The organism is Mesorhizobium sp. B2-5-11, assembly GCF_006440835.1.
Classification (GTDB): domain Bacteria; phylum Pseudomonadota; class Alphaproteobacteria; order Rhizobiales; family Rhizobiaceae; genus Mesorhizobium.
The window spans coordinates 17411-35503 of sequence record NZ_VFUK01000005.1 but is presented as its reverse complement, the minus strand read 5'-3'; the positions used below and the strand labels follow the sequence as shown (position 1 = coordinate 35503).

The 18093-nt window shown below is 64.5% G+C and carries 19 protein-coding genes; 6 read left to right on the top strand and 13 right to left on the bottom strand.

Annotated features, from left to right (window positions below):
• Positions 1 to 44: 44 nt before the first annotated feature.
• From FJ490_RS16810 to FJ490_RS16785, 6 genes are all read right to left on the bottom strand, one after another.
• A complete protein-coding gene (locus tag FJ490_RS16810; protein ID WP_140496314.1) occupies positions 45 to 452 on the bottom strand; it encodes a GtrA family protein in 408 nt (135 codons plus the stop codon).
• Complete coding sequence (locus tag FJ490_RS16805; protein WP_140729013.1) at positions 449 to 1270, bottom strand: ChbG/HpnK family deacetylase; 822 nt, start codon at positions 1268 to 1270, stop codon at positions 449 to 451. Before FJ490_RS16805 ends, FJ490_RS16810 begins: the two co-directional genes overlap by 4 nt.
• Entirely contained in the window at positions 1267 to 2253 is a 987-nt protein-coding gene (locus tag FJ490_RS16800) for a glycosyltransferase family 2 protein (RefSeq protein ID WP_140729012.1), read from the bottom strand. The genes FJ490_RS16805 and FJ490_RS16800 overlap by 4 nt, the downstream gene beginning before the upstream one ends.
• Positions 2246 to 3412: a glycosyltransferase family 87 protein gene (locus tag FJ490_RS16795; protein ID WP_140556521.1), complete on the bottom strand. Its 1167-nt coding sequence runs from the start codon at positions 3410 to 3412 to the stop codon at positions 2246 to 2248. Before FJ490_RS16795 ends, FJ490_RS16800 begins: the two co-directional genes overlap by 8 nt.
• 228 nt (positions 3413 to 3640) lie before the next feature.
• The gene (locus tag FJ490_RS16790; protein ID WP_140729011.1) at positions 3641 to 4678 is read right to left on the bottom strand and encodes a zinc-binding dehydrogenase; all 1038 of its coding nucleotides are present in this window, start codon (positions 4676 to 4678) and stop codon (positions 3641 to 3643) included.
• Between the two features lie 50 nt (positions 4679 to 4728).
• Positions 4729 to 5967: an acyl-CoA dehydrogenase family protein gene (locus tag FJ490_RS16785; RefSeq protein ID WP_140556518.1), complete on the bottom strand. Its 1239-nt coding sequence runs from the start codon at positions 5965 to 5967 to the stop codon at positions 4729 to 4731.
• Positions 5968 to 6087: 120 nt separating this feature from the next.
• Between FJ490_RS16785 and FJ490_RS16780 the strand changes: the two genes are divergently transcribed.
• From FJ490_RS16780 to FJ490_RS16755, 6 genes are all read left to right on the top strand, one after another.
• A complete protein-coding gene (locus tag FJ490_RS16780) occupies positions 6088 to 6903 on the top strand; it encodes an SDR family oxidoreductase (protein WP_140729010.1) in 816 nt (271 codons plus the stop codon).
• 24 nt (positions 6904 to 6927) lie between these two features.
• Positions 6928 to 7428, top strand: a complete 501-nt coding sequence (locus tag FJ490_RS16775; protein ID WP_263483366.1) for a MaoC family dehydratase — start codon at positions 6928 to 6930, stop codon at positions 7426 to 7428.
• Positions 7425 to 8450, top strand: coding sequence for a phosphotransferase family protein (locus FJ490_RS16770; protein WP_140665950.1), 1026 nt, complete (start codon positions 7425 to 7427; stop codon positions 8448 to 8450). Before FJ490_RS16775 ends, FJ490_RS16770 begins: the two co-directional genes overlap by 4 nt.
• 23 nt (positions 8451 to 8473) lie before the next feature.
• A complete protein-coding gene (locus tag FJ490_RS16765) occupies positions 8474 to 9250 on the top strand; it encodes an SDR family oxidoreductase (protein WP_140522440.1) in 777 nt (258 codons plus the stop codon).
• 91 nt (positions 9251 to 9341) lie between these two features.
• On the top strand, positions 9342 to 9986 hold the full coding sequence (locus FJ490_RS16760; RefSeq protein ID WP_140632439.1) for a TetR/AcrR family transcriptional regulator: 645 nt from the start codon (positions 9342 to 9344) through the stop codon (positions 9984 to 9986).
• A gap of 194 nt (positions 9987 to 10180) precedes the next feature.
• On the top strand, positions 10181 to 10429 hold the full coding sequence (locus FJ490_RS16755; protein WP_140671418.1) for a DUF680 domain-containing protein: 249 nt from the start codon (positions 10181 to 10183) through the stop codon (positions 10427 to 10429).
• Between the two features lie 44 nt (positions 10430 to 10473).
• Here FJ490_RS16755 and FJ490_RS16750 read toward each other — a convergent pair whose 3' ends face one another.
• The 7 genes from FJ490_RS16750 to FJ490_RS16720 all read right to left on the bottom strand — a co-directional run bounded on the left by FJ490_RS16750 (position 10474) and on the right by FJ490_RS16720 (position 17841).
• Positions 10474 to 11523, bottom strand: coding sequence for a Gfo/Idh/MocA family oxidoreductase (locus FJ490_RS16750; RefSeq protein WP_140729009.1), 1050 nt, complete (start codon positions 11521 to 11523; stop codon positions 10474 to 10476).
• A gap of 13 nt (positions 11524 to 11536) precedes the next feature.
• Positions 11537 to 12322 carry a ThuA domain-containing protein gene (locus tag FJ490_RS16745; RefSeq protein WP_140547154.1) on the bottom strand — a complete coding sequence of 262 codons (786 nt, stop codon included), beginning with the start codon at positions 12320 to 12322 and terminating at the stop codon, positions 11537 to 11539.
• Between the two features lie 80 nt (positions 12323 to 12402).
• Positions 12403 to 12624 carry a hypothetical protein gene (locus tag FJ490_RS16740; protein ID WP_140496327.1) on the bottom strand — a complete coding sequence of 74 codons (222 nt, stop codon included), beginning with the start codon at positions 12622 to 12624 and terminating at the stop codon, positions 12403 to 12405.
• A gap of 57 nt (positions 12625 to 12681) precedes the next feature.
• Positions 12682 to 13266 carry a sarcosine oxidase subunit gamma gene (locus tag FJ490_RS16735; RefSeq protein WP_140729008.1) on the bottom strand — a complete coding sequence of 195 codons (585 nt, stop codon included), beginning with the start codon at positions 13264 to 13266 and terminating at the stop codon, positions 12682 to 12684.
• Complete coding sequence (locus FJ490_RS16730) at positions 13259 to 16252, bottom strand: sarcosine oxidase subunit alpha (RefSeq protein WP_140729007.1); 2994 nt, start codon at positions 16250 to 16252, stop codon at positions 13259 to 13261. The genes FJ490_RS16735 and FJ490_RS16730 overlap by 8 nt, the downstream gene beginning before the upstream one ends.
• Entirely contained in the window at positions 16249 to 16560 is a 312-nt protein-coding gene (locus tag FJ490_RS16725) for a sarcosine oxidase subunit delta (RefSeq protein WP_140496330.1), read from the bottom strand. The genes FJ490_RS16730 and FJ490_RS16725 overlap by 4 nt, the downstream gene beginning before the upstream one ends.
• 27 nt (positions 16561 to 16587) lie before the next feature.
• A complete protein-coding gene (locus FJ490_RS16720) occupies positions 16588 to 17841 on the bottom strand; it encodes a sarcosine oxidase subunit beta (RefSeq protein WP_140729006.1) in 1254 nt (417 codons plus the stop codon).
• Positions 17842 to 18093 lie beyond the last annotated feature (252 nt).

Here is an 18093-nt window from a genome sequence, read left to right as displayed (position 1 = left end):
GAGACCGTGTGGCGGGTCCGGAATTTTCGTGGGGAAACAGCCTGCTATTTCAAGAGACGGCCCTCGATCGACCAGCGCGCGGCGAGGAAATTCAGCACCGCCGCCACAACCACCCCGCCGATCTTTGCCGGCCACACGCCGACGACGCCGGCGAACAGCGCGATCGCAAGGCTGGAGACACCAAGCGAAATCAGCGCGCCGAGCGAGGCGAAGCGAAGAAAGGCATGATGCAGCCGGATGGCCGGATCGCGCTCGAACGACCAGAAGCCGTTGGCCGCGAAGGAGAAGGTGACGGCAATGAACCAGGACGCAACGTTGGCGGGCAGCGGCGGCACGTGCAGCTTGAGCAGCAGAAAGAAACCGGCAAGGTCGATGGCCGTGTTCACCAGGCCGACAATGGCGAAGCGGATAATCTTGTTGCCGGTCGAACGCCGGGACTGATCGGCACTCATGCTGTGCCGTCCATGATGCCGACACGCGCGCGAGCCAGGTTTGCGCCGAAATGATCGGAGGCGAGAACCGCGAATTCGACTTCGCGCACATCTTGCATCGGGTCGCGTGCACGCAACGTCTCGTCGACATGCCCGGGATGGCACATGAACAGTCCCTCTTCCGGCAGGCTTTCAACGGCGGTTTGCAGGGCGGGCGCGAACTTTTCCGGCTGCCGCCAGTCATAGATGCCGGCGAGCGGCGCCCTCACGGTGAAGCCGGCGCGCCGCATGGATCGGTTGAAACGAGTTGCCAGGGCGGCGATCGCCGCAATTTTCGATGCCGCCGCTCCGCTGCCGGCCAGTGCCGGCGCGCCGCGCAGCCACGGTCTGCCGGCATCTCCGGCGAAACGCCCCCGCAGCCATTTGCGCACGACAGGCAGGAAATGCACATGCTGGTGGCCGTCGATGAAATCGGGCCGGTGTCCGAGCGCCTCGACGAAGCGGCCAAATTGGGCGTCGAGCTCGGTATGGACGTCGCAGGTCTCGATGCTGCCGCGCAGGATCGGCAATGCCAGCGAGCGGAGCGGCGGCAGCCGGCCTTCCGGCGCCAGGCTCGACGGGCCGGTCACGGCCGGCTGGTCCGTCAAGGTCAGATGCAGGCCGACGGCGACCCGGCCGCACAGCGGCTTGATGCGTTCCGCCTCCCCCGGCCATTCCGCGAAACCGGTCATGCAACCGGTGCCCGTTAGCCGCCCGCGATCGAGCAGCTCGAGGATCGCCGCCGAGACGCCGGGCGCCAGGCCGTAATCGTCGGCGATCAGGCGGATGCCGCGCATCATGCCCCGGAAACGCCCGGCGCCGACCTGGCGGGAACATCGCTGCGCACGATATCGCGCACGATGTAGACCGGGCGATCCTTGCTTTCGCTGAGCGTGACCCAGACATATTCACCGATCAGCCCGAGAAGTGTCAGGTTGAGGCCGCCGAGCAACACCACGGCGACCAGCAGGCTCGGATAGCCTGGAACGGCAATGCCGTAGAACAGCACCTCGAAGAGCACTTTCGCGCCGTAGACCGCGCCGGCAAACGCCGCAAGCAGTCCGCTGAGGCTGATCAGGCGCAGCGGAATCACCGAAAAGGACGTAAATCCCTCTAGCGAAAAGGCGATCAGGTTGAGCCGGCTCCATTTTGACTTGCCGCTGGCACGGTTTTCCGGCGAATAGGATATGGCCTTCTGGCGGAAGCCGGCCCAGGCGAACAGGCCCTTGTTGAAGCGCCTTTTGTCGCGCAGGCTGGTCAATGCGCGCGCCACGGTGCCGCGCATGACGCGAAAGTCGCCTGCATTCTCGGGAATATCGAACCGCTGGCTGCTGTTGATCAGGCTGTAGAACAGTTTCGCCAACTGGCTGCGCCGCCAGCTTGCCCCGCGCCGGTCGTTCTGCGCGTAGACGACGTCGACGTCCGGATTCTCAGCCAGCTCGACGATCATCTTCAGGCTGGTCTCCAGGGAGTGCTGCAGATCCGCGTCCATGACAAGCACCATGTCGCCCCGCGAGTGGTCGAGGCCGGCGAGCACGGCGACCTCCTTGCCGAAATTGCGGCTGAGGCGCACGATTTCCCAGGATCCCGAAAGTGCCTGCGAAAACTGCCCGGCGCTATCGTCCCGGCTGCCGTCGTCGACCAGGATCTTGTGGACCTGCATGCCGAAGCGGCTCGACACCGCCGCCTCGAGCGCGTCGAGCAATGCCGCGAAAGCCGTCGCCGATTGCGCCTCGTTGAAGAACGGCGCCACGATATCGAGTGTCGGGCGCATCTCAGCCATGGGCGACAGGCTCCGCATTCACCAATTTTTGCCGCGCCTTGGCCCAGAACCACCATATCAGGAAGCAGGCGATGAAAGTGACCGTGATCGGCCGAAACCAGGGATAGAGAAAGTCATGCATGTGGCGCTCGACACCGGTCAAACCTGTCAGGAATAAAGTCATGGACAGCACGCAGGCCAGGACGCCACCTTTTTCTTCGCGCCACAACAGGGCAATGGCAAGGCCGGCGGGAACCGCGATCATCGCATAGGTGTTGGGCTCGACGCGCGGGTTGAAGACGCACATGTAGAAGGCGGCCGCCAGGAAGATCGCGAGTCCGGCCGCTCCTTGTTCGAGCTTGCGGTCGAACCAGAGCACGATCGAGAGCGTCAGCAGGCCGATCACGACGCGCACCGCCGTGGCAGCCGAATCCGGAACGGGCAGCCCCATCTCGATAAAGGGCGCGGTGAAATCGGTAGGAACAAAATGGCTGGTCTTGTCGACGGCCATCGACGTCAGCATGCGGGCGAAATCGCCATACTGCTCGTTCAGGTAGCCGGCGGGAGCGAAAGCGTAGGGGATGGCGAGCACGAACAGCACCGCGAGCACCAGCACCGGTATCAGCCGCGGGCGCAACGCCCCCACCAACAGCAGCATGATGATCGCGGTCGGCTTGGCCGTTATAGCAAGCGAGGCCCAGAAAAAGGTCTCCGCACGCCGTCCTTCCAGTGCCGACAGGGTCAAGAGCCAGCAGGCGCCGGTCAGCAGGATTGTCGCCTGGCCGTTGCGAATGGCGCCCAGTGTCATCGGCAAAGCGAGAAAGAGGCCGAAGGAAAGCAGCCAGGTCTGCTCCTGTCCGCCCAGCTTGCGCACCTGCCGCGCCGCGGCAAGGGTGAGAACGGCGAAACCGAGGGCATGCCAGACCAGCCCGCCAAGATGCGGTCCCAGATTCAAGAACGGAATATAGAGCGCGGCGAAGGCGGGCGTGTAAAGGTATCCCATCTCGGACTCGAGGTCGTAGAGCGGCCGGCCGGCGAGAAACTCCACACTGCCATATCTGTAGGCGTGCAATACGGTGCGCGCATCGGGCGACCACAGGACCAGGCCAAGCACGACCGCGAATGCCCCGATCCACAGGCCAAGCCCCAGGCGGTCGAAAACCGGTTTGGAAATCCTCACCAAGCACCCCACACCAATCCGGAACAGGCCCGGTCCGGCACTGTCCCAGCGTTCATTGGCGGCGGCATATCACGGACAAAGCGGGGTGGCATAGGGGGATCGAACGGCGTGGCCGCCGATGACATTGAACGATCGCAGCCAACAAACCACCCTCTTTCCGGCCCTCGAAGGTTATAGCAGCTGTGCTCTCGATGAACCGGAATGCAGCTCAACCGCACACCCCCTGCCTTACGGCCGAATGAACACCTTGCCATTGGGCCTGGCCAGTTCCGCCGGCACGCGCGCCATCGCCTCGGCCAGCGGCACCACAGCCGTCACGTCGGTCGTCCAGCGCCCGTCGGAAAAGCGCTTCTGCGCCTCGAGGATCGCAGGACCGCGGCGATCCTTATGCTGCCGCATCCATTCGCTCAGCCAGAAGCCCTCTATGTGCTTGTGCTGGAAAATCAGCTGGCCGGGTTCGCGGATGATCGTGGCCTCGGGATCGAGCCGTCCATAGATGATCCAGCGCGAGCGCTTCGGCATGGCGTTGAAGATGGCCGAGGCCAGTGGCCCGGTCACCGCATCGAGAAAGATGCGCGGCTGTTCGGCCTTTATCACCTCGCTCAGCGAGGCTTCGAAATCGGGCGACTTCTCGTTGAGCACATGGGCGGCGCCGATTTCCTTCAGCAGCGCGATCTGCTCGTCGCGGCGCACGGTGACGATAGGCCGGAATCCTTCCTCACTGGCCAGCCCGATGATCAGCTTGCAGAGCTGGCTGGCGCCGGCGGTCATGATGAAGGCCCTTTCGCCTTCTCGGCTGACGATGTCGAACATGGCGAGCGCGGTAAGCGGATTGACGATCATGGCAGCCCCATCCTCGTCGCGCACGGTGTCGAGGAGCGGAATGCAGGCGGCGGCTTCGGCAACGGCATAGTCGGCCCATGAGCCCCAATTGGAGAGCCCGGTGGCGAAGGCAACGCGCTTGCCGACGAGGCTCTTGGGATAGGGCTCGTCGCCGCCGGCAACGACCACGCCGACGCCTTCGAAGCCGGCCGGCCGGCCCTTGAGCCGCGGCTGGCCGTACTGGCCCTTGATGAAGGCGACATCGGACGGATTGATCGACGCAAGGCTGACCTTGATCAGCACTTGCGTCGGCCCAGGTGCCGGCACTGCGATACTGCCTGGCTTGAGATAGGGCTCCATCGCCTCCAGCACGCTGCCGCTCGGCGCCCTGGTGTAGCCGTCGCCGACCAGGAGCAGGGCCTTCATTTCGGAGGGTATGGCCATTGGTGGCTGCTCCTTGGTTGTCGACGCAAGACGATGAGATGCCGGCCGGCTCAAACCTTTTCCTGCGTGTATTTCCTCAATTCAGCCCGCGCCACCTGGCGGCGATGCACGGCATCCGGCCCGTCGGCGAGGCGCAGCGTTCTGAGATGCGTCCACGAGCGCGCCAGCGGCGTGTCCTGGCTGATGCCTTGCGCGCCGAACATCTGCACCGCCTCGTCGGTGACCTTCAGAGCCATGCGTGGCGCGACCACCTTGATCTGACTGATCCAGGGCGCGGCGGCGCGCGCGTCGCCCTGGTCGATCATCCACGCCGCCTTGAGGCAGAGCAGGCGGGCCATCTCGATCTCCATCCGGCACTCGGCGATGATATCGAAATTGGCGCCGAGTTTCGCCAGTGGCTGGCCGAACGCTTCGCGGCGGACCGAACGCTGGCACAGCAGCTCCAGCGCCATCTCGGCCTGGCCGATGGCCCGCATGCAGTGATGGATGCGGCCGGGGCCGAGGCGGCCTTGCGCGATCTCGAAACCCCTGCCCTCGCCGAGGATCAGGTTCGACGCCGGCACCAGCACATTGTCGAAGCGAAGATGCATGTGGCCGTGCGGCGCGTCGTCGTCGCCATAGACCTGCATCGGGCGCAGCTTGTTGACACCCTTGGTGTCCGCCGGCACGAGGATCATCGAATGCCGCCTGTGCTTCGGCTCTCCATCGGAGGTCTTCACCATGACGATATAGATGGCGCAGCGGGGATCGCCGGCACCAGAGGCCCACCATTTCTCGCCGTTCAGCACATAGCCGTCGCCGCGCCGTTCGCAGCGCATCGAAATGTTGGTGGCATCCGACGAGGCTACGTCCGGCTCGGTCATCAGATAGGCCGAGCGGATCTTTCCGTCGAGAAGCGGCTCCAGCCAAGCCTTCTTGTGCTCCGCCGAGCCGTAGCGCTCCAGCACCTCCATGTTGCCGGTGTCGGGCGCCGAGCAGTTGAAGGTCTCGGCACCGAGATGCGCCTTGCCCATCTCCTCGGCCAGATAGGCGTATTCGACGGTGGAAAGACCGTAGCCGCGTTCCGAGCCGGTCAGCCAGAAATTCCAAAGGCCGCGCTCTCTTGCGGTCGTCTTCAGCCCTTCGAGGATCTCGGTCTGGCGCCGCGTGTATGTCCAGCGGTCGCCCGCCTTGCCGACTTCACCGAGGAATTCCTTGTCGAGCGGCATGATCTCGTCGCGCACCATGGCCGCGACGCGCGCGTGGATCGGCCTCAGCCGCTCCGTCATGCCGAGATTCATCTCCGTCATCGGTCGCTAACCCTTCATTCAGGCCGGGCATTTTGTCAGTGGCAAGGATGACCGTACTTCGGATAGCCTTGTCAACGCGAACGCTTTCCCCGATCCGCCGATGAAAGGCGCAGGAGTTCGATGAGCTATCTCGACGATCTTTTTTCGGTGGCCGGCAAGACCGCGCTGGTCACGGGCGCGGCGACCGGCATCGGCCGCATGGCGGCGACGGGCCTCGTCAAGGCCGGCGCAACGGTGATGATCGCCTCGCGCAAGGGCGAGGACTGCATCAAGGTCGCCGAGGAATTGAACGGGTTTGGCGCGCCGGGCCGGGCGGAAGGCTTTGCCGGAGACGTTTCCAGCGAGGCCGGCATTGCCGCCTTGGTCGGCGAGGTCAAGACGCGGGCCGGACGGCTGCATATCCTGGTCAACAATGCCGGCGTGTCCTGGGGAGCGCCGCTGGAGAGCTTCCCCTATCATGCCTGGGCCAAGGTGTTCGGCGTCAACGTCACCGCCGTCTTCCACCTGACCCGCGAACTGCTGCCGCTGCTCGAAGCCGCCGCCAGCGACGAGGATCCGGCCCGGGTGATCAATCTGGGCTCCGTGATGGGCACGCAGCCGCTGGCCGACGACGCCTACTCCTACACCGCCTCCAAAGCGGCCGTTCATCACCTGACGCGCACCCTGGCGCTGGAATTCGCCGGCCGCCGCATCACCGTCAACGCCTTTGCCCCTGGGCCCTTCCAGAGCCGGATGACGGCGTTTGCCACCGCCACTGAGGAACAGGCCAGGCATGTCGGCAGCCACGTTCCGATCGGCCGTATCGGCGCCCCGGATGACATTGCCGGCGCAACGCTCTATTTGTGCAGCCGTGCAGGCAGCTATGTCACCGGCGCCATCCTGCCGATTGACGGTGGACAGTCGGTGCAGCATGGGCTGACCCTGTTCAAGGAATGACATGTCCGGCCGGGGAAGCCGGGGATGAAACTGGAGGACATCCGCGTGGAACCGATCAGTCTCGATGTGCTTCTGGCCAGCGTCGGCAAGGAGGTGGGCGTCTCGCCATGGCGGGTGGTCACGCAGCGCATGATCGACCAGTTCGCAGACGCCACCGACGACCACCAGTTCATTCATTGCGATCCGGAGCGGGCCAAGCGCGAGACGCCATTCGGCGGCACCATCGCGCATGGCTTCCTGTCGCTGTCGCTGTTGTCGGCAATGACGTTCGAGACCATGCCGCCGCTGGAAAACGGCAAGATGGGCGTCAACCACGGCTTCGATTCGCTGCGCTTCCTGGCGCCGGTGAAGACCGGCGCGCGCATCCGCACCCGTTTCGTGCTGGCCGACGTCAAGGTCAGACCCTCGGGCTGGGTGCAGACGGCCCATGACGTGACAATCGAGATCGAGGGCTCGAAGAAACCGGCGCTCACCGCCCGCTGGCTGACGCTGACCCTGATCGAACGCCAGCCAGAGACCGCATGAGCGACCCGAACGCGCTCGACCAGGCAGCGCTTTCGCCCTATCTCGAGGCGCGGATCCCCGGTTTTGCCGGACTTTCCTCCGTCGAAAAATTCAAATCCGGCCAATCCAACCCGACCTATCTGCTGACGGCGGCCAGCGGCCGCTACGTGCTGCGCGCCAAGCCGCCGGGGCAGTTGCTGAAATCCGCACATCAGGTCGACCGTGAATTCAGGGTAATGAGCGCCCTTTCGGGCACCGCCGTGCCGGTGCCGCGGATGCTGCATCTCTCGGCCGAGAACTCGCCGATCGGCCGCATGTTCTACATCATGGATTTCATCGACGGCCGCATCTTCTGGAATCCGGCACTGCCGGAAGCGCGCGACAATGGCGAGCGCGCGGCCATTTACGATGCCATGAACGCCACGCTTGCCGCCCTGCACGACGTCGATATCGAGGCCGTGGGTCTCGGCGACTTCGGCCGGCCGGGCAATTATTTCGAGCGCCAGCTGGCGCGCTGGACCAGCCAGTACCGCGCCTCGGAGACCGGTGCCATTGCCGACATGGACCGGCTGATCGACTGGCTGGAGACGCACATGCCCGCCGACGATGGCCGTGTCTCGCTGGTGCATGGCGACTATCGGCTGGACAACCTGATATTCGCGCCGGACCGGCCGAAGGTGATGGCGGTGCTCGACTGGGAACTGTCCACATCAGGCCATCCATTTGCCGATATCGCCTACCAGTGCATGCAATGGCGCCTGCCGCATAGCTCGGGCTTTCGCGGCCTGGGCGGTATCGACCGCGCCGCGCTCGGACTGCCTTCGGAAGAGGACTATGTCGCCACCTATTGCCGGCGGCGCGGGCTCACCGGCATCGGCCACTGGACGTTCTTCCTCGCCTTCTCCTTCTTCCGGCTGGCCGCGATCTGCCAGGGCGTCTACAAGCGCGCGCTGGACGGCAATGCCTCGAACCCGGAAAAGGCCAGGACCTATGGCGAGGCGGTGAAACTGCTTTCGCATCTCGCCGCGAAACTGATCGACTGAAACTGATCGACGAGGAGTGATCGATGGGCCGCTTCGACGGAAAGACGGTGTTGATCACGGGTGCCGCGGGCGGGCTTGGCCGCGGCGCCGCCAAAGCTTTTGCCGCCGAGAGCGCGCGGCTGGTCCTCTCCGACCTCGATGAACCAATCTTGAGGAGCTTTGCCGAAACGCTCGATGCCGAGACGGCGGTCCTGGCCGGCAACATCGCCGACGAGGCGCTATCGCGGGCGCTGGTGGCTCTGGCGGTCGAAAGATTCGGCCGGCTGGATGTCGCGGTCAACAATGCCGGCATCCTGCAGAGTTTCGTGCGTTTGCCGCAGGTCGCCTCGGAGGAGGCGCGCCGGGTGATCGAAATCGATCTGCTCGGCGTCTTCTATGCCATGAAGCACCAGATCCCGCAGATGGAGCGGCAGTTCAAGGCGGACGGCAAGGGCGGCGCCATCGTCAACATCGCCTCCGCCGCCGGACTGGGTGGCGCGCCGAAGCTTTCGATCTATGCCGCCGCCAAGCACGGCGTGGTTGGGCTGACCCGGTCGGCGGCAATTGAATACGCCAGCAAGGGCCTGCGCATCAACGCGGTCTGTCCGGCGCACACGAGAACGGCGATGGTCGACAGTTTCGTGCGCGTCTCCGGCGCTCCGGAAGCTGACGCCTTGGCCGAACTGACGCGCGGCGTGCCGATGAGGAGGGTGGCCGAAGTGGATGAGATCACCCCGGTGATCCTGTTCGCCGCCGACCCCGCCAACTCCTTCATGACCGGCCACACATTGGCTGTCGACGGCGGCGTCGGCGCCATCTGACGCCTGCCGCTTGGGAACCAGCGACGCCCTTGTCCGTTTCCGTACAGCGTATATAATTCAGTTGGCCCCCAACCAGCAGAGGCAGACGATATTGCCGGTGAGCGCCCAGACACGCCGCGAGAAACAAAAGGCCGAACAGCGTTCCGAACTTGTCGAGGCCGCGCACAAGCTTGTGCAGGAGGAAGGCTATGAGGGCCTGACCATCCGCAAGCTGGCCAAGCGTGTCGGCTACGCGCCGATGTCGGTCTATTCCTATTTCGCCGACAAGCAGGACATATTGTTCGCGCTGGCCGAGGATGCGTTCGAGACGCTTGCCCGACGCATCGAGGAGCATCCTGCCGACGATCCGATCGAGGCGCTGCAAGCGGTGATGACGGAATACGCCGCATTCGGGCTTGGCAATCCCAATGAATACCGCACCGTCTTCATGACCGAAAAGACCAAGCTGCCGGCAGGCCGGAGCTACGAGGACATGGAAGAAAGCAACCCGGCGATGAAGGTGCTGATCAGCAGGGTCGAGGCCTGCGTCGCCGCGGGGAAGTTGCAGGGCGATCCGCGCGCCATCGCCACCATGCTGTGGGCGGTCGGCCACGGCACCATTTCGCTGCTGATCACTTTTCCCTTCTATCCTTTCGGCGATCCGCAGGCTTTCGTGAAACGGATGTGCGATTTCACCCTTGCCACGCTCAGCACACAGAACGTGCCCCCGCTGACCGAGACACAGGTCAACTGCTGAACGATATCTCCTTGCGTTTCCACGCTTCGTCGCCGCTCCGCGTTTAACGTGCCAAGCGGGACGGATTTTCTTGGTTAACAAAAATTTCCGTACGCGTACGATTCTGGCTTGAACTCCGCGATCGGTGGGCGTATTTGTACGGAATACCGTACATGTACGAGAACAAATTCACCCATCGAACCCGGAGACGGACAATGAAAAAGACCCTCCTTACCCTCGCTGCCGTGCTGGCACTTTCGGGCTCGGCCCTTGCCGCCAACACGACACCCCCGGTCAAGCACGTGCCCGCCGCGACCTGCGTCGACACCAAGGCCAATGTGAAGCTCGATTGCGCATCGACCGGCTCGCTCGAGAAAAAGGGCGCCACGGAAAATACCGCTGAAGGCAAGGGGCCGCGTCTCGGCATCAGCATCAATCCCTGGATCGTACCGAGCGCGTTCTGATAACGGCAACACACGTTTGGCCGGTGCAGTCGACCAGATGTGATTCAGGCGATCGTGACCGGCAGTCTGGCCGACGAACTCTCGAAGGCCGCGTCGATCAGCCTCTGCATGTCGGCGGCGCGACGGAAGGATGGATCGCCGTTCCTTCCCGTATCGAGCGCTTCGGCGAAACGCAGCGCGTTGCGCTTCACATCCGGCAGCGCCAGTGTCCGCCAACGTTGCTGGTCGATGTCCTCGCCCAGGCAGGCCGACAGGCGCGAAATCTTGGCGTCTGTGTTGACCTTGATGGCGCCCTTGGTGCCATGCATGGCCAGCGACAGGTCGTTGGCGTGGCCGGTCATGTAGCGGCTGGCGACGATCGTCGCGAGCGCCCCGGATTTGAACCGCGCCGTCATTGCGACACTGTCGTTGGCATCAAGCACATAATCGCCGATCCGATCGCCTTCGGCCTTGGGAAACGTCACCAGGTCGGCGTGCAGGGTGGCGATGTCCTGGTCGGCACCATAGCTTGCGAAATCCAGAATGTGGATACCGACATCGCCGAGCACGCCCGTCGAGCCGTGCCGGTTGGACAGGCGCCACAGCCATTTGTCCTCGATGCGCCAGTCGCCCCATGACTTGCTGACCAGCCAGCTCTGTTTGTAGCTCGCCTCGACATGGCGCAATGCGCCGATCTCGCCGGCCTGCACCATGCGTCGCGCTTCCTCGATCGCCGGCGAGTTGCGGTAAGTCAGGTTGACCATGTTGACGACCCCGGCCGCCTCGGCCGCTTCCGTCATTGCAAGCGCGTCGGCATGGTTCGGCGCCAGCGGCTTTTCGCAAAAGACGTGTTTCCCATGGGCAAGCAGCGCCAGCGTCGTGGCCTTGTGCACGCCATCCGGCGTCGCATTGATGGCCGCATCGAACGCACCCCAGCCGATCGCCGCTTCCAGGCTCTCGAAAGACTGGCTGATCTGGTTGGCGGCGGCGAACCTCGCCGCCCGGCCCGGCACCTGGTCGACGCAGGCGACGATTGTGCAGCCTGGAATCCTGGCGAACTCCTCGACGTGATGTCCGGCAATGCCACCGGTGCCGAGCAGAAGGAGGCGGTGCATCTTCAACTCACGCCTAACTCAGGCCCTTGTCGCCGTCGGCATGCAGGCGCAGGCCCTTCTGGACGATCTTCTCCTTGGCCTGGTCTGTCGGCACGTTCGGCGCATTGATGATGCCGGACCATGCGGGTGCGGGATTGTGCGCCCAATGCACGGCGTTGCGCAGCACCTGCTGCACGCCTTCATTGTGGTAGATCGGGTAGGTCTCGTGGCCGGGCGAGAAATAGAAGATCCGTCCGGCGCCGCGCTGATAGGTCAGCCCCGACCGGAAGACTTCGCCGCCTTCGTACCAGGAGACGAACACCGTCTCCAGCGGCTCCGGCACCGCGAAGGGCTCGCCATACATCTCCGTCTCGCCGATCTCCAGGCACTCGCCGATGCCTTGCGCGATCGGATGGCCGCGGTTGATGGCCCAGACGCGCTCGCGCTCGCCCGCTTCGCGCCATTTCAGCGAACAAGGCGTGCCCATCAGCCGCTTGAAGATCTTCGAATAGTGTCCGGAATGGAGCACGATCAGACCCATGCCTTCCCAGACCCGTTTCTGCACGCGCTCGACGATCTCGTCCTTGACCTCGCCATGGGCGGCATGGCCCCACCAGAGCAGGACATCGGTGGCAGCCAGCCGGCTTTCGCTCAAGCCGTGCTCCGGCTCCTGCAAGGTGGCGGTGGTCGCCTCGATGCCCTTATCCTGGTTGAGCGCGGCTGCGATGGTCCCATGCATGCCCAATGGATAAAGGCCGCGCACGGCGGCATTGGTCTGCTCATGGACATTCTCGCCCCAGACGACGGCTTTTACCGGCATTTTACGATCTCCCAAAGCGCTTTGAATATCCCACTTGGCGCCGTCTTGGGAAGATGGCTCCTCAACTGAAACTGGGGAAATCAGCGCGGTTTGCGTCCGGGAACGGTCTTGGCCTTGCCCGGCCTTGCGGGGGCGCCGGGGATAGCCGTCCCCGTGATCGACACAGGATCGCTGGCCGGGAACGTATCCTCGAGGCCTTCCTCGAGTTCCTCTTCGGCGTCGGCGCCGTGATGCCGCTCATGCTCCAGGGAGCGCACGGCCGAGCTTTTCCCGGGCGACTTCGGCGTGGACTTCGATGGCATCGGCATTCTCCCTCGACCTGTTGCCGCAAATGGGCGCGGGCGGCAAACGTTCCGGGATCAGGCCGCCGCGTCGCGTGCTCCCTCGGAGAGGAAAGTAAAGACATAATCCGAGAAGGAACGCCAGCACTCGACCCGGAAAGCGTCTTGCGCCGTGCGCAGCAGAACGATCTCGGCCTTGCCGAGAATGGTACGCGAGGCGGCACCCACCGGGAAGGCTTGGAGCGACAGATCCTGCGGGCAGCCCGAATTGATTGCCGCGGCCGCGGCCGGACCGGCGACCGATATCGCAACGTTGCGATGCGAGATGCCGACAGCGGAATGCAAGGCGGAAATCTTTGCACAATCGGCGAGCGGGTCTTTGCCGGCCTCGTCGATGATCATCCATTCATCCGGCCCAAGCCACAGCGCGGTGCGCCCGCCTTTCGACACGGACGTCTTCGGCTTTTTCGGCATGGTCACGCCGAGCGCCTTCGACAAGGCGGCAAGCGACGCCTCCGGAGCGCGCAGCGAGATCCGTTCGGCCGGCGCCAGCAGTTCGACCTTGGCGCCTGCCGCGGAGATGGTGCGTCCAGCAAGCGCCGGACGGCGCTCGGCCGCCGGCGATGCGGCCGGAGCGGCTTTCTTTGCGGCAGTCTTAGCCATTGAGGCGGTCTCCGGTTTCGTCGAAGAACACCATGCCGGAAACCTCCACTTCGATCGTCCCGCCAGGCATCGGCACGTAGAGCGTGTCGCCCGTGCGTGCGCGACCGCCGGCGACCAGCGCCAGAGCGATCGAGCGGCCGCAATTCTGCGACCAATAGCTCGACGTGACATGGCCGATCATCTTCATCGGGATCGCCTGCCTGGGATCCTCCACGATCTGCGCGCCTTCCTCCAGCACCACCTTGGGATCCTTGGTCTTGAGGCCGACCAGTTGCTTGCGGCCCTTGGCGACCAGGTCCCGCCGCGTCAGGCCGCGAATGCCGACGAAATCGGCCTTCTTCTTGCCGACGGCCCAGTCGAGGCCGGCATCATTGGGCGTCACCGTGCCGTCGGTGTCCTGGCCGACGATGATGTAGCCCTTCTCGGCGCGCAGCACGTGCATCGCCTCGGTGCCGTAGGCGGTGGCGCCATGCTTCTGGCCCTCGGCCCACAGCGCTTCCCAGACGGCCTGGCCGTAATCGGCCGGCACATTGACCTCGAAGCCGCGCTCGCCGGTGAACGACATGCGGAACAGCCTTGTCGGCACGCCGCAGATCTTGCCCTCGCGTACCGACATGTGCGGCAGCGCCTCGTCCGACATGTCGATGCCTTCGACCAGCGGCGCGATGATGTCGCGAGACTTCGGCCCCTGCACGGCGATGACGGCCCACTGCTCGGTGATCGAGGTCAGCCAGACATTGAGATGCGGGAACTCGGTCTGGAGATAATCCTCCATATGGTTCATGACGCGCGGCGCGCCGCCGGTCGTCGTCGTCACATGGAACCGGTCGGGCGCCAGCCTGCCGACGACGCCGTCATCATAGATGAAGCCATCCTCGCGCAGCATGATGCCGTAGCGGCAGCGGCCGGGCTCCAGCTTTTCCCATGGATTGGTGTAGAGCAGCTCCATGAACTTGGCCGCATCGGGACCGACCACCTCGATCTTGCCGAGCGTCGAGGCGTCGAACAGGCCGGCCGTGTTTCGAACCGCGACGCACTCGCGGTCGACCGCCGCATGCATGTCCTCGCCACCCCTGGGGAAATACCAGGCGCGCTTCCACTGCCCGACATCCTCGAACACGGCGCCTTGGGCTTCAGCCCAGGGATGGATCGCCGTCTTGCGCGTCGGATCGAACAGCGGACCGCGCGCATGGCTGACGATGGCGCCGAAGGTCACCGGCGTATAAGGGGCGCGGAACGTAGTGAGGCCCACCTCGGGGATTGGCTTGCCAAGCGTCTCGGCGGCAATCGCCAGGCCGTGCATGTTCGAGGTCTTGCCCTGGTCGGTCGCCATGCCGTTGGTGGTGAAGCGCTTGACGTGCTCGATCGAGCGCATGCCCTCATGCACCGCCTGGCGGATGTCCTTGGCGGTGACGTCGTTCTGGAAATCGACGAAGGCCTTCACCGTCGTATCCGGACCGGCGCCGGGGGCGGCGCCCAGCATGCCACGCGACCAGCTTTCCGAGGCGTCGACTTTTGGCTTTGTACCCTTGGCAGTCTTTGCGCCGGCGTCCCTTGCCGCCTTGGCCCCTGCCGCATAGGCCTCGTCGAGGGTCGCTGACAGGCCGTCCGTGCCGTTGCAGGCGCCGACAGAGACGCAGTCCTGCGCATAGGTGCCGGGCACGAAGCGCTTGGTTTCGTCGTTGAAGGCGACCTTGCCGCGCGACTGCGAGAACAGGTGCACCGACGGCGTCCAGCCGGCCGACATCAGGATCGCATCGACCGCAATGGTGCGCTCGCCGCCACCATTCTTCGGCTGCACCGTCATCGACGAGACGCGCAGCTTGCCTCCGGCGCGGATCACCGCGCGACCGAAATTGATCTCGATGCCGAGCATCCTTGCTTCATCGATCACCGGCCCGGTCGGATTGTCGCGCAGATCGACGATAGCCGCGATGTTGACGCCGGCCTTCTTCAGGTCGATCGCCGCCGCGTAAGCGGAATCATTGGCGGTGTAGACGCCGACGTTTTTTCCGACCGCGACGCCATGGTGATTGAGATAGGTGCGCGCGGCCGAGGCCAGCATGATGCCCGGCCGGTCGTTGTTGGCGAACACCATGTGGCGCTCGATGGCCCCGGACGCCAGCACCACGCGCCAGGCGCGCACCTGCCACAGCCGCTCGCGCGGCAGGTCGTGGCCGGGATTTTGCAAATGATCGCTGACCCGTTCGACCAGGCCGACGAAGTTCTGTGCGTAGTAGCCGAAGGCAGTCGTGCGCGACAGCACGCGGACATTGTCCATGCCTTTCAGCCTGGCGATCGCCGCCTGCGCCCAGGCAAAGCCGCCCTGGCCGTCGATTTTCGCGCCGCTCTCGAAGCGCAGGCTGCCGCCGAATTCGGCCTGCTCATCGGCCAGAATGACCCGCACGCCGGTTTCAGCCGCTGCCAATGCAGCCGCGATGCCGGCCGCACCGCCGCCCAGCACCAGCACGTCGCAATGAGCGTAACGCGACGAATAATGGTCGGGGTCCGGCCTGTCGGGGGACACGCCAAGCCCGGCGGCTTCCCGGATCTTGGGTTCGTAGAGGCTCTTCCAGGCCGCCTTCGGCCACATGAAGGTCTTGTAGTAAAAGCCGGCCGAAAACAGCGGCGACGCCAGATCGTTGACCGCGCTGACGTCGAAGGACAGCGACGGCCAGCGGTTCTGCGAGTTGGCGGCGAGTCCGTCATAGAGTTCCTGCACGGTCGCGCGAACATTCGGCGTTTTGCGCGCGTCGTCGCGCACGATCTGCACCAGCGCGTTGGGCTCCTCCGCGCCGGCCGACAGCACGCCCCGCGGCCGGTGATATTTGAACGAGCGGCCGACCAGGTGCACGCCGTTGGCCAGCAGCGCCGAAGCCAGCGTATCGCCTTCGATGCCGATGAAGGACTGACCGTCGAAGCTGAAGCGGGCGGTCTTGGCCTGGCTCAGGCGGCCGGCGCTCGGTATGCGGAACGCGCCGCTCATTTGGCAACCACTTCGCTGGAGTTCTTGGGCAGCTTGGAAGGCTTCGGCTCGCCGGCCTTGTAGGTCATGACGAACTTGTCGGTGACGGTGTCGCGCACGGCGTTGAAGAAGCGCGCACAGCCATGCATGTGTCGCCAGCGCTCATAGATGATGCCTTTGGGATTCGAGCGGATGAAGAAGAATTTTTCGAAATCCTCGTCGCTCTCGCCTGACATGTTGGCCGAGCGCGCGATATGCGCCTCGCCGGCGTTGCGGAACTCAAGTTCCGGACGCTCTTCCTCGCAATAGGGGCAGCGGATGAGAAGCATGTTTTCGTTCCTACAGCTCAGTCATCGTCAATGCGCCACCGCCGCCGCCGCCGCCTCGTCGATCAACCGGCCGGTGCGGAAACGCTCGATGGTGAAGGGCGCGTTGATCGGATGCGGATCGTCCCTGGCGATGGTGTGGGCAAAGACATGGCCGGAGCCGGGTGTCGCCTTGAAGCCGCCCGTGCCCCAGCCGCAATTGACGTAGAGGCCGGGCACCGGCGTCTTGGCCAGGATCGGCGAGCGGTCGGGCGTGACGTCGACGATGCCGCCCCAGGAGCGCAGCATCTTCATGCGCGTGAAGATCGGGAACATCTCGCAGATTGCGTCCAGCGTATGCTGTAATATGTGCAGGCCGCCGGTCTGCGAGTAGGAGACGTACTGGTCGGTGCCGGCGCCGATCACCAGTTCGCCCTTGTCGGACTGCGAGATATAGGCATGCACCGTGTTCGACATCACCACGCAGGGAACGACAGGCTTGACCGGCTCCGACACCAGCGCCTGCAGCGGATAGCTTTCCAGCGGCATTCGCACGCCGGCCATGTTCATGATGACCGAGGAATGGCCGGCCGCGACCACGCCGACCTTCTTGGCGCCGATGAAGCCGCGCGTCGTCTCGACACCGGTCACCGCGCCATTGGCCGCCCGCTTGACGCCGGTGACCTCGCAATTCTGGATGATGTGCACGCCCCGCGCCGAGGCGCCGCGCGCATACCCCCAGGCGACCGCGTCATGGCGCGCCGTGCCGCCGCGCCGCTGCAAGGCGGCACCGACGACCGGGTAGCGCGCATCCCTGGAAATATTGAGCGGCGGGCAGAATTCCTTCGCCTGCTCGGGTGTGAGCCATTCATTGTCGATGCCGTTCAGCCGGTTGGCGTGGACATGGCGCTTCAGCACCTGGATGTCGTGCACATTGTGCGCCAGCATCATGACGCCGCGCGCAGAATACATGACGTTGTAATTGAGCTCCTGGCTGAGCCCGTCCCACAATTTCAGCGCATGGTCATAGATACCGGCGCTCTCGTCATAGAGATAGTTGGAGCGGATGATGGTGGTGTTGCGGCCGGTATTGCCGCCACCGAGCCAGCCCTTCTCCAGCACCGCGACATTGGTGATGCCGTGCACGGCGGCGAGATAGTAGGCGGTAGCCAAGCCATGGCCGCCGGCGCCCACGATGACGACGTCGTATTCCTTCCTCGGCTCCGGCGAGGACCATTGCTCCTCCCAGCCCTTGTGGCCGCGCATGGCCTCACGCGCGATGGCGAATACAGAGTATTTCTTCACGTTCCAGCCTCGCGCCAAAGTCTCGCGGATTTGCGGCCGGGCTAGCAATTTCCCCCGGCGCGCGAGGTGTATCACTAGCGAAACAGCGCTGCCACCCTTGCGCTGTTTGCGACGGCTCTTGCCGTTTTGCGCCGCAACCGGCCGCGGCGTGCGAGGCCAGGGAAAATCGGCGGGTTCGCAGCTTTCGGGTGGCTGCGGCCGTGCTCATTTGCGACGACGCATCCGACCGCCGGCAAGGCCGGCTTAGCGGAA